The organism is Robinsoniella sp. KNHs210 (assembly GCF_000686105.1).
Taxonomy (GTDB): domain Bacteria; phylum Bacillota; class Clostridia; order Lachnospirales; family Lachnospiraceae; genus Robinsoniella; species Robinsoniella peoriensis.
This window is the reverse complement of sequence record NZ_JMLZ01000002.1, coordinates 528,571-541,198: the sequence shown is the minus strand read 5'-3', so window position 1 is coordinate 541,198 and position 12,628 is coordinate 528,571. Positions and strand designations below refer to the sequence as shown.

Here is a 12,628-nt window from a genome sequence, read left to right as displayed (position 1 = left end):
TATATTTTATATTTAATTTAAGCGCAAATAAACTTCATTTATTCCCGCGGGCAACGAGCCTGATGGGCACGCGGCACGCTTGCCGGTCCGCCTGGCAACTGCTGACCGGGGCACTATATATTATCCCTTTACCGATCCGATCATAATTCCCTTTACAAAGTATTTTTGAAAAATCGGATAAACAAATAAAATGGGCAGTACTACAATCACAGAAACCGTCATCCGGATTGAAGTAGGTGTCTGCTGGGTTGCCAGGGCTGCCATATTCAATGCCGATCCTGCATTATTTTTTACCATTGCCGCCAGGGAATTTGCCTGGTTAATATACTGGTACAACAGATATTGCAGGGAATAGAGCTTTTGATCCGTAATATAAATCAGAGTATCCTGAAAGGAGTTCCACTGGGCAACTGCTGCAAATATTGCCACTGTCGCAAGAATCGGCGTACATGTGGGCAGTATGATCTTGCAGAAAATTTTGATAATTCCGGCGCCGTCGATTTCCGCTGCCTCCTGCAGGGATTTGGGTATAGATTCAATGTAGGTCTTAACCAGAATAATATTAAACGGCTGTACAATCGCCGGTATCACATATACCCAGAAGGTATTGGTAAGATGCAGGGTTTTCATCGTGATAAACATGGGTATCAGCCCTGCATTAAAATACATGGTGATGACTAAAAAACGATACCAGAGTTTTCTGTGCCACATTTTTTCCTGGGTAAACATAAATCCCAGAAAAGCCGATGCCAAAACAGTCAGTGCTGTCCCAAGCACGGTTCGTGCCAGAGAGATCAATGCCGCCAGCGGCAGGCCTTTTAACTGCAAAACCTGAATATAATTCTCTAAATGTACTTTTTGCGGCAGAAAATTAATCATCCCGTTGGCACTTAGGTCATTGGCACTGATTGTATTTATAATAAGATAATAAAAGGGGTAAGCACAAATAAGCGTCAGCAGCCCGAAAATCAGATAATTAAATATATTGAATGTTACATCACCTTTTGTAAGATGTTTTTTCTTTTTTATTTCTTTCATCTCTTCTCCTTCCCAACATTAAATAATAGATTCTCCCCTGGTCTTCTTTGAAACAAAGTTGACAATTACCAGAAGCGTTACACTCACCAGGCTTTTCAGCATACTGATGGCGGTGGCAAGGGATAAACTGTTACCTGTCATGCCAATGTTATAAACGTAAAGATCTAATACCTGAATATGTGCTTTGTTGAACGAATTCTGGAACACAAAGTACTGGTCCATTCCATTGTTCAGAAAATTGGCAATGGACAGCATAAGCAGTACAAAGAATGTAGGCATCAAAGCGGGAAGTGTAATATTGCGCATCAGCTGGAAACGGTTTGCACCGTCCACTCTGGCTGCTTCGTACAATTCCGTATCCACACCTGCGATAGATGCCAGATACATGATGGAGCCCCAGCCCAGGCCTTTCCAAGTATTCCACAAAATCATCCAGAGCCAGGTATGAGAATCACTGTCTAAAAATTTTAAAGGATCTGTGATTACACCCATATGCTGCAGCATGGTGTTCACCATACCACTGTTGGAAAACAGACTGAATGCCACAGAATAGACAAGTACCCAGCTGATAAAATTGGGCAGCGTGGTGAGGGTCTGTACCAGATTTTTAAACCACTTGCATTTAATCTCATTTAAAAATATCGCAAATCCGATTGGCAGTATGGATGTTGCTATCCCCAATAAACTCATTGCAAATGTATTTTTCATTACCTGCATCAGCTGTTCCATCTGGGTCTTATTTGCAAATAACGTCTGAAACCACTGCAAACCTACAAATTCACATTTAGACAGCGGAAGGGGTGGTTTATAATCAAAAAATGCGTAGATCCAACCGTGTAACGGAAAATACGAAAACAAAAAGCACAGGATAATAAAGGGCAGTACCCAAAAAAATAACTTTTTCCCCTGTCTGCTCTTCGCTTTTTTCTGTCTGTCACCAACTGTGGCAGATGCTAAATTCTTCTTCACTCTATTTCCTCCTATCAATTCACATGGGGCGTTTACTTGCATTTATGTTATCATCCCAAGGATTTTACGGATACCTTCAAAATTTCACATGGATCCTGTAAAAATTACACCTTTGTGGTTCTGGAGAAAAAATCTCTAATTTTATCCGTATTTTTTCTATCATTTTTCCTGTAGACCTTTTACCTGCTCCCATATAAGATAGGGCTAATAACTTATTTAATAAATAGAGGAGAAAACCTATGAAATTCAATATCAACAGTCCCATTTTTCAATTTATCAATACCCTATGTGAATTCATTCTGCTAAATATCGTATTTCTGATCTGCTGCCTGCCTTTGTTCACGACCGGTGCCTCCTTAAGCGCACTGTATCAGGTCACGATACAGGAAGCCAGGGGAGATCATGGTTATATTTTGAAAACTTTCTTCCATGCGTTTCGGGAGAATTTTAAAGCTGCCACTCTGGCTTTTTTGTTTTATTTCTTAACCGGAGCTATTCTTTTATTCAATCTGGTCTTTTGGAATGCAATCGGTACAATGGCTGCTAATGTAATATTGCTGGTGTTGACACTGCTCAGCGTTATGCTGGTAATATCCTTTCTGTATACCTTTCCATTGATTGCAAGATTTCAAAACCATATCACCGAAACAATCAAAAATTCTTACCGGATTGCCTTGGAACATCGGCTGCAGACCATTGCCCTGCTCATCATACAGGGTATTGTCATTCTTTTGTGTTTCACGGCAGCTCAGACAAAGCTGTTCATGGTAATTGTGGGCTTTGCTTTCATTGCTTATTGTAATTCTTTTCTGTTTAACAAAGTTCTTTCTAAATATGAGGATGAGGCTGTATGTTCAAAATGAACAGATATAAAAATACCGGAGAATCGCCAATTTTTTGGCAATTCTCCGGTATTTTTGAAATTCTCAATTTTAATCTTTATAACATTAATAATAAACTTTTAATCTTTTTTATATTTCGTATTTCTTATTTCACAGGAGTTATATTATTATCTTTTAATACTACATCATGGGCTCCGCCTTCTACAATACTTACGGATGATACCAGGGTCAGTCTTGCATTGCTCTGGAATTCCGGTATGCTTAAGGCACCACAGTTGCACATGGTAGAACGTACTTTACTAAGTGTTATGCTCAGGTTGTCATGGAGGCTTCCTGCATATGGTACATAGGAATCAACACCCTCTTCAAAAGAAAGCTTGGATGCTCCGCCCATGTCGTATCTCTGCCAGTTTCTGGCTCTTGCGGAACCTTCACCCCAGTACTCTTTCATATAATTACCATTTACCATAACTTTATTTGTCGGGCTTTCATCAAATCTGGAGAAGTATCTGCCCAGCATACAGAAATCTGCGCCCATAGCAAGTGCCAGGGTGATATGATAATCATGTACAATTCCACCGTCCGAACAGATTGGTACATAGATTCCTGTTTCTTCAAAATATTCGTCTCTTGCTTTTGCCACTTCGATAACGGCTGTTGCCTGTCCACGGCCGATTCCTTTTGTTTCACGTGTGATACAGATCGATCCGCCGCCGATACCTATTTTAACAAAGTCAGCACCTGCTTCAGCCAGGAAACGGAATCCTTCACGGTCAACTACATTTCCTGCACCTACTTTTACGCTGTCTCCATAATTTTTACGGATGAATTCGATGGTCAGCTTCTGCCATTCGGAAAATCCTTCTGAGGAGTCAATGCAAAGGATATCAGCACCTGCTTCTACTAAAGCTGGAACACGTTCTGCAAAATCTTTTGTATTGATACCCGCACCTACAATATAACGTTTGGAAGTATCAAGGAGTTCTAATGGATTTTCTTTATGAGAATCATAATCTTTACGGAATACAAAAGCCACCAGTCTCTGGTTGTTATCCAGAATTGGAAGTGCATTTAATTTGTGATCCCAGATCACATTATTTGCCTCTTTCAGGCTGATACCCTCTTTTGCATAGATTACATTTTCAATCGGGGTCATAAATTCAGAAATTCTGGTTGCAGGATCCATACGGCTTACGCGGTAATCTCTGCTTGTAACAATACCTACCAGCTTGCCGTTTGCAGTACCGTCATCGGTTACTGCTACAGTTGCATGTCCGGTCTCAGATTTTAAAACCAGAATATCTGCAAGCGTCTGATCCGGTCTCACATTGGAATCACTGGATACAAAACCTGCCTTATAATTTTTAACCCTGGTTACCATCTCTGCCTGCTGTTCAACTGTCTGTGAACCATATATAAAGGAAATACCACCTTCTTTGGCTAATGCAATTGCCATGTTGTCATCGGAAACCGACTGCATGATCGCAGATACAAGCGGAATATTCATAGAAATCGCCGGTTCCTCACCCTTCCTGAATTTCGTTATCGGGGTACGTAAGGATGCATTTGCCGGAATACACTGGGCTGAAGAATATCCTGGTACTAATAAATACTCGCTAAAAGTGTGGGATGGTTCGTTGTAATAGAATGCCATTTTATCTTCTCCTTCATCTGATTTTATGTTATATCATAAGACTTTTTACGGATAAATACAAGGCTTTTTACTCCCAAATTTCATTTTTCGGCAAATGTCGCAAAATTATTCCCACTTTTGGCTCTTACATGTTCATAACTAATATATCTCCAGTCTGTATCTTTGTATTTCCACTGGGTATTAAAATTTCTGAATTCCTCTTGATCATCACAATCAGGGAATCTTTGGGAAGGGTAATCTGATTCAGCGGTTTATCTGTCCATTCATGTTCACTGGAAATCGGCACTTCAACCAGTGGAATATCCGAACTGCTTCTGGATGCAATTCTGTTGGAGATCAGAATATCGCCTTCGGATATAATCGTATTGCCTTTTGGAATAATGGTATTGCCTTCTCTTTTAATCATTACAATCAGAGAATCTGAAGGCAGGCATACTTCATTGATCATTTTGTCTTTCCATGGGCTGTGTTCATCGATACAGGTTTCAATCAGCACCATATCCGTATCATCCTGATAATCATTGAAGGTCTTCATAACATTTTCATCATCGTATACCAGATTTAGTTTTTTAGCCAGCAGCGGGAGAAAACTTCCCTGGAATGTTACTGAAAGAAGGGCAATACAGAAGATAATATGAAAAATATCATTCTGCGGGTCTGCCTGATTCGTTACTGTCATGATTGCAAAAACAATCGATGCCGCTCCCCGAAGCCCTGCCCATGACGTAAATACAATTTCCCGGAACGATCGTCCAAATGGTTTCATGATACAGTACACTGCTGCCGGACGTGCTATAAAACTCATAAAGCCCGCTATTAATAATGCGGTCAAAAGGATTCCCGGAATCTGGGAAGGAAATGCCAGAAGACCAAGAAGAAAGAACAGAAGAATCTGCATCAGTCCTGATAAGCTGTCAAAGAACTGGATCAGTTCCACCTTTTGCACCATCTTACTGTTACCCATAATAATTCCTGCCACGTACACGCTCAGATATCCATTTCCACCAATAAAGGACGGAAGTGTATAAGCAGTCAAAGCTGCGGCTACAACAAAAATCGTACGCATTCCGGTAGATTCAAACCGGACTCTCTGCAGAATCAGTACCGCCAGCAGCGAAATCAGTACGCCGGCAAGAAGACCAAACATCAATTGCTTAAAAAAAATGGAAATCACCGGAACGGAAGAACCTCCGGACATAAAGGATAAAAGAATAAGAGTCATGGTATAGGCAACCGGGTCATTACTTCCACTTTCCAATTCCAGTACGGAAGCAAGGCCATTTTTCAGATTTAACTTTTTAGAACGCAAAATGGAAAAGACAGATGCCGCATCCGTAGAACCGACTACAGAACCTATCAGCATACCTTCCAGCAATGTCATGCCAAGTACGAAATGGCAAAACAGTCCTGTTATACCGGCAGTAATCAAAACACCAAAGACAGAGAGCAGAATTCCCTGTATACTGGTAGCCTTTGCCGCTGCCCAGTTTGTCTCGAACCCCCCGGAAAACATGATAAAAATCAATGCGGTAGAGCATATGGACTCCGCCATACCGAAATTATCAAATGGGATTTTGATAAATCCATCCGATCCAAAACACATTCCCAGAATCATAAAAAGCAACAGACTTGGGACTCCCAGACGACCGGATATCTTTCCCAGGAAAACACATAGCAGCAAAACTGCACTGCAAATAGCTAAAATGTAGAGCAATCGCATCACCTCTCTTAAAAATATTTGTAATATTATGTAAACCACTTTTTTATAATATCACAGGAAAACACAGCCGTAAAGTAAAATATGCAAAAATACTGGTTTTTATCCATCAGGAAAGCCCCATTGCATTCAATTGAGAACTACGCTAGAATATATTTATTAACAATCCGTCATCCATAAAATACATCTTATGAAAGGAACCGCTATGACAAAGAAGAAAGTCTTTCTTTATACATATGCAGGAATCTGTTTCCTGCTGGCAGGATGTGCTCCTGTAACCCAAACTTCAACCGAGCCTTCAACGGCGTCTTCCGGCAATATTACACAGGAGACCTTTACACTTCCTCCTGAAGTGGAAACAAATCCGATATTTATACATTCCGATGCAAAGACAGAACAAACCAAAAAAGAAACCGAAGCAGATATCCAGGCTGCGGACGGCATCAATCTGAATACGCCTGTAACCGTGACCGAGAACCAGAAAAGAAGCGTTACGTACACTGTAGAACAGGTAGAGATAGCAAAAATACCCGGTTCTCATCCTGCCATGGACATAAAACCGCCAAATGATGCTGCGGATGGGATAGCTTCTGCTGACGATACCCATTCCTATGTCTGGGTAACCTTAAAAGTCCATAACAATGATCCAGGAAAAATTGTTGAATTTATACCTGCAAACCGCCAGATACGCTTTAACCGGGCCTCGGATGGTACGCAGCCCCTAAGAAGTATAGAATCCCGGATTCTGCCTGAAAAAGGCTATTATCCCATACAGGCGGGGGAAGACCATACTTTTATACTGGGCTACGTTGTTCCCGATTCCCTTTTATCCCAGATGTATCTGGAAACAGGCGGCAGATATGGGTACACCGAAAGCTGTGACATGCGGTTTGATTTTAGCGAAGTATTTTATCTGAAATTATTTAAATGAAGAATGTAGCTCCATCCCCGGCAAAAAGCTGCTGCTTTTCTTTCCCGGCTGCGGATTTTCAAATGATCTCTCCTGCCACAATTTTTTCAACGATGTTGTCTGCATCTCCCAGATAGATGACACGTTCCAGCCTTTCCAAAAGCCCCAGTTCCTGGGGATGCCAGATGGATTCATCCTCTATAACCAGAACATCAAACTCATAGCCGGATTCAAAACTGCCTATTTTTCCAAAGAATTCTCCGCCTCCCTTTGTCGCCAGATAAAAGGCTTCCTTTACATTAAGCGGTGATGCTGACTGATCCCACATACGCCAATAGAGCTTTGATACCTGTATTGCATCTGACATAGCACGGAACATGGACATTGAACTTCCACCTGCCAGGTCGGATCCCAGCCCCACATGCAGACCTTCATCCAGATATTTTCTAATGGGGGCTATACCGGAAGAAAGATTCATATTGGACTGTGGGCAGTGTGCCACATATACTCCGTTTCTTTTGATCAATGCTATCTCCTCTTCTACAGAAGATACGCAGTGCGCCATGACTGTCTTACATCCATTCCCGAACAGGCCTGCATGTTCATATGCCTCTCCGTAAAATCCTGCAGCCGGACACAATTCCTTTACCCATGCAATCTCCCCTTCGTTTTCCGATAAATGGGACTGAACAGACAAATGCTGTGATTTCTGAATTTCGCCCAGCGTCTTCATCAGACTGTCTGAACAGCTTGGTATAAATCTGGGTGTTAATATCGGTTCTACATATTTATACTGCCCCTGCATTTCCTTAAGCCACTGCAGCGTCTGCGCTGCGGATTCTTCTGTTGTTTCACATAGATATTCCGGAGCATTCCGATCCATATTAACTTTTCCTACCATCGTGCGCAGCTTCGTTTTCTCCAGCAGATCCATCAGTATCTTTGTGGCATCCCTGTGAATCGTTGCAAATATGCAGGCTCTGGTAGTAGGGCTCTTCTTCAACTCTTCCGTAAACATACCATATGCCTTTTTAGCATATTCCTCTTTGGCATATTTTGCCTCTTCCGGAAATGTATAAGTATTCAGCCAGTCAAGGAGTTCCAGATCCATTCCAAAACCACGCAGCCCATATTGGGGCGCATGCATATGCAGATCCACAAGACCGGGTATAACCAGCCTGTCACCATAATCCTTTACCTGAATACCATTATATTTCTCCGGCAGTTTTGCAAAAGCTCCTCCACAAATACCATTTTCGCAGACAGCGTAACCATTTTCTATAAGGACCAGCTGATCCGGTGTGGTACTATATATGATATTTCCTTTTATCGCATAACTATTTTTATTACTCACCATATTCACTCCTCTTCCATTATTATTATCGATTATTTTCCATTTAATTTTCATTCATTATTATCTTCCCTGGTATTCTTTACTCAAAGCTACTTTATCACAAAAGTATCCGGGATGCAAAAAAAGAATTTTTTCATTTTAAAAACCTTCCATTTAATGTATAATAGGTTTATACATTACTAAAAACGATATTTCTCAACAAATATTTCCTTTCTTATCTTCTGACGAAAAGAGGTGTACCGATGACTGATAATGAACAAATATTTCATGATTTTACGATTGACCCATATCTATTCTATGAAGCCATAGAAAACAGTACAGATGACTATATTTATATAGTAGATATGACTCGGGATATCTCCCTTATCTCTAAAAATATGCTGCATGATTTTGATCTTCCGGGCAGAAAGGTGCATGGACTTGTTCCTCTTTGGGGTGAACTGGTACACGAAAAGGACAGACAACGCTACTTTGATTCCATCGAAAAGATGCTGAACAAAGAGACCGATGAACATAATGTAGAATATCAAATCCGTAACCGTAAAAATGAATATGTCTGGGTTATCTGCCGTGGTCTGCTAAAAAGGGATCAGAAAGGAAATCCGCTAATTTTTGCCGGAGTAGTAACGAACCTTGGCAGTAAAGGGAAAATTGATTATATAACAGGTCTGTTTGCCCAGCGGGAATGCGAAAAATTAATTACCAGGCTGATTCAGAATGAATGCCATCCCGGCGGCATACTCCTGCTCGGACTGGATGACTTCTCCAGAATCAATGCTTTGAATGACCATATATTTGGTAACACGGTATTGCGTCAATTTGCCCAGACCATCCTGCGATTTCTTCCTCCGGATGCGGATCTGTTCCGTTTTGACGGGGATGAATTCGCTATTGTATATAAAAATGCTTCCGGTCAGGATTTATACCAGCTTTATCAAAAAATACATGCATATGCTAACCGCAGACAGATTGCAGATGGAATTTCTTACTTTTGTACAGTCTCAGGGGGCATCGCAATGATCGGCGCGGACGGGGATAATTATCTTGATTTAATTAAATTTGCTGCAAGCGCTCTTGAAGTATCCAAGCAGAAAGGGAAAAATACCTGTACGTTTTTTTCTCCTGATTTAATTAAAGCAAAACTTCGTACCCTGGAAATTACGAACCAGCTGCAGTTAAGCATTATGAATCACATGGAGCATTTCCATATGGTATATCAGCCTTTAATCAGTAATGATACACTTGCAGTCGGAGGGGCCGAGGCATTGCTTCGCTGGTCCAGCGAGACTTACGGATCCGTAAGTCCGATAGAATTCATTCCTGTGCTGGAATCCGGCGGGCTTATTGTACCCGTCGGCAAGTGGGTTTTGGAGCAGGCCGTCAAAACCTGCAAAGAATGGATCTCCTATGCTCCTGATTTCGTAATGAATATTAATATTTCGTATTTGCAGATGCTGGATGTATCATTCCTTTCATACATTCGTGACCTTCTGACACAGTATCAGCTGGAACCCCGTCATATTGTGCTGGAACTGACAGAGAGTTATTTTGTCACCGATATGGAGGCTCTGAAATATACGTTCGCCCAGCTGCGAAACGAGCATATTAAGATCGCCATGGATGATTTTGGAACCGGATATTCTTCTCTTGGTATGCTGGCGCAGTCACCGGCTGATATTGTAAAAATAGACCGGATCTTTATATCTGCAATTAACCGGGAGGTTTTTAACTATTCCTTCATCAGCGCCGTGATACAGCTATGCCACAGTGTTGATATCCAGGTATGCGTTGAGGGCATTGAATACCCGGAAGAACTGGAAACCATACGTTCCATTCATCCGGACAGCATCCAGGGATTTTACTTTTCAAAACCCATAAGTGCTTCTGACTTTAAAAAAAGATATTGGGAGAACCATTAGGTCCCCCAATATCTTTTCTTATAAAATTTGTTCCTTTAACTACTTCTGTACTTTGGGACAGCAGTTCTATTCCCTCAACCATTTCATATGTTCCTGTATTTTTTTCTCATATCCATTTTCTGATGGCTCATAAAAGACTTGTCCCACCAGCTCATCGGGCAGATACTGCTGTCTGGAAAAGTGTTTTGGAAAATCGTGGGCATACTCATAACCTATGCCATGACCCAGTTTTGCCGCACCTTTATAGTGGGCATCCTGGAGATAAGGAGGTATGGTTACCTTTTTATTCTTTACCGCCTCTGTGGCATGGAATATGGCATTGGTCGCCGAATTACTCTTTGGTGCCGCAGCCACATAGAGCACCGCCTGCGCCAGGATCAGCTGGGATTCCGGCATACCGATACGCTCCACTGCCTGAGCCGCTGCAACTGCCACCTGAAGCGCCTGGGGATCTGCATTCCCTACGTCCTCCGATGCACAGATCATAATACGCCTTGCAATAAAAGTAACGCTCTCTCCCGCATAGAGCATCCGCGCCAGATAATATACCGCCGCATCCGGATCTGATCCCCTCATGCTTTTAATAAATGCCGAAATGGTGTCGTAATGATTATCTCCGGTTTTGTCGTATCTTACTACCCTCTTTTGAATACATTCCGATGCTACATCCAGGGTAATATGGATCTTGCCATCCTCACTTTTCTGGGTCGTTAAAACGCCTAATTCAATTGCATTTAGTGCTGATCTGGCATCCCCTCCGGCTATATCTGCCAGAAATTCCAGGGCATCCTCTTCCACAACAGCGTTATAAGCGCCCATTCCCCGTTCCACATCATAAACAGCACGCTCAATTAGCGTACGGATATCTTCCTTTACAAGAGGCTTAAGCTCAAAAATAATGGATCTGGAAATCAAAGCACCGTTTACTTCAAAATAAGGGTTTTCCGTGGTTGCCCCTATCAGGATCAGAGTTCCGTCCTCTACAAAGGGAAGCAGATAATCCTGTTGGCTTTTGTTAAAACGGTGGATCTCATCTACAAACAGAATCGTCTTTTTTCCATACATCCCAATCTTATCCTGCGCACCCTTTACAACCTCTTCCATGTCTTTCTTACCTGCTACCGTTGCATTGATCTGGGTAAATTCTGCGCTGGTGGTATTCGCGATAACTTTTGCAAGCGTCGTCTTCCCGGTACCCGGCGGTCCGTAGAATATAATTGAGCTTAACTTATCCGCCTTAATGGCACGATACAGCAGCTTGTCTTTTCCGATGATGTGCTGCTGTCCCACCACCTCTTCTAAGGTTTTGGGACGTATTCTGGAAGCCAGGGGCGCTTCGTTTTCCATGGTATTGCTTCGCATATAATCAAATAAATCCATATTCTTTTCTCCTGTCCGTTTCTTAAATCTATTATTCTAACAATATATCCTCAACGGTTACAAACCGGTATCCTTTCGCCTGCAGCTGATCTACAATCTGTAACGCTGCATCAACGGAAGACTGATAATAGTCGTGTAATAAAATAATAGCATTTTCTTTGGCTTTCGTCACTACCCTATTTGTAACTGTGGAAGCATTCATGGTTTTCCAGTCCAGTGGATCGATATTCCACATCACCGGCAGCATGGTAATGCGGCAGTCTAACTGATCATTCCATACACCAAACGGAGGACGGACATACTCTGTCCCTTTTCCGGTAAGTTTTCTCACCAGATCACTGGTTTTGGCAAGTTCGCCACAGGCTTTTTCCGCTGACAGCTGGTTCAGATTCACATGAGAATATGTATGATTGCCAATCACATGACCTTCATCTGCCATCCTTTTAATAATATCTTCGTGTCCTTTGATATTTTCTCCCATAACAAAAAAACTGGCTTTTACCCCCCGCTCCTTTAGACCATCCAGCAGCTTTGGCGTAAAAACAGGATGGGGACCATCATCGAAAGTCAGAGCTATCTTCGGCTTCACATCATCTGCGGCCTCTGCCTCTGTCTCTTTATCTGGTCCCCGTCCTGCTTCAGTTTCTTTTATTTCTGTTAACGGTGTCTCCCCGGAATCTTCATAAATCTTTGTATCCATTGCATCCAGACTCTCTGCCGGACCTGAACCGGACTGCCACAGATTTACCATACATAATACAAAAACCACAATTCCACCGAGGATCAATCCTCTTTCCACATATTGTTTCCACTTCTCCATATATATCCACAATCCATTGAAGTCT

10 protein-coding genes are annotated in these 12,628 nt (G+C 41.9%); 3 read left to right on the top strand and 7 right to left on the bottom strand.

Going from position 1 to position 12,628, the window contains the following annotated elements:
• Positions 1-120: 120 nt before the first annotated feature.
• Positions 121-1,038: a carbohydrate ABC transporter permease gene (locus CD03_RS0109190; RefSeq protein ID WP_027293387.1), complete on the bottom strand. Its 918-nt coding sequence runs from the start codon at positions 1,036-1,038 to the stop codon at positions 121-123.
• Positions 1,039-1,056: 18 nt separating this feature from the next.
• Entirely contained in the window at positions 1,057-2,007 is a 951-nt protein-coding gene (locus CD03_RS0109185) for an ABC transporter permease (RefSeq protein ID WP_027293386.1), read from the bottom strand.
• 239 nt (positions 2,008-2,246) lie between these two features.
• On the opposite strand from CD03_RS0109185, the gene CD03_RS0109180 reads away from it, so the two are divergent.
• Positions 2,247-2,870: a YesL family protein gene (locus CD03_RS0109180; protein ID WP_027293385.1), complete on the top strand. Its 624-nt coding sequence runs from the start codon at positions 2,247-2,249 to the stop codon at positions 2,868-2,870.
• A 124-nt stretch (positions 2,871-2,994) separates the two neighbouring features.
• On the opposite strand, the gene CD03_RS0109175 is transcribed toward CD03_RS0109180, so the two are convergent.
• Both CD03_RS0109175 and CD03_RS0109170 read right to left on the bottom strand, forming a co-directional pair.
• Positions 2,995-4,503: an IMP dehydrogenase gene (locus CD03_RS0109175; RefSeq protein WP_027293384.1), complete on the bottom strand. Its 1,509-nt coding sequence runs from the start codon at positions 4,501-4,503 to the stop codon at positions 2,995-2,997.
• Between the two features lie 124 nt (positions 4,504-4,627).
• Entirely contained in the window at positions 4,628-6,223 is a 1,596-nt protein-coding gene (locus CD03_RS0109170; RefSeq protein WP_044289263.1) for a potassium/proton antiporter, read from the bottom strand.
• Positions 6,224-6,425: 202 nt separating this feature from the next.
• Here CD03_RS0109170 and CD03_RS0109165 point away from each other — a divergent pair, with 202 nt between their 5' ends.
• Positions 6,426-7,151, top strand: a complete 726-nt coding sequence (locus tag CD03_RS0109165) for a hypothetical protein (RefSeq protein WP_027293382.1) — start codon at positions 6,426-6,428, stop codon at positions 7,149-7,151.
• Positions 7,152-7,209: 58 nt separating this feature from the next.
• On the opposite strand, the gene CD03_RS0109155 is transcribed toward CD03_RS0109165, so the two are convergent.
• A complete protein-coding gene (locus CD03_RS0109155; protein ID WP_027293381.1) occupies positions 7,210-8,487 on the bottom strand; it encodes an amidohydrolase family protein in 1,278 nt (425 codons plus the stop codon).
• A gap of 239 nt (positions 8,488-8,726) precedes the next feature.
• Between CD03_RS0109155 and CD03_RS0109150 the strand changes: the two genes are divergently transcribed.
• Positions 8,727-10,403 (top strand): bifunctional diguanylate cyclase/phosphodiesterase, encoded by a 1,677-nt coding sequence (locus CD03_RS0109150; RefSeq protein WP_027293380.1) that lies wholly within the window; start codon positions 8,727-8,729, stop codon positions 10,401-10,403.
• A 66-nt stretch (positions 10,404-10,469) separates the two neighbouring features.
• Here CD03_RS0109150 and CD03_RS0109145 read toward each other — a convergent pair whose 3' ends face one another.
• Together CD03_RS0109145 and CD03_RS33020 are read right to left on the bottom strand one after the other, a co-directional pair.
• Positions 10,470-11,783, bottom strand: a complete 1,314-nt coding sequence (locus CD03_RS0109145) for a replication-associated recombination protein A (RefSeq protein WP_027293379.1) — start codon at positions 11,781-11,783, stop codon at positions 10,470-10,472.
• A 31-nt stretch (positions 11,784-11,814) separates the two neighbouring features.
• Entirely contained in the window at positions 11,815-12,603 is a 789-nt protein-coding gene (locus tag CD03_RS33020) for a polysaccharide deacetylase family protein (RefSeq protein WP_027293378.1), read from the bottom strand.
• Between the last annotated feature and the right edge of the window lie 25 nt (positions 12,604-12,628).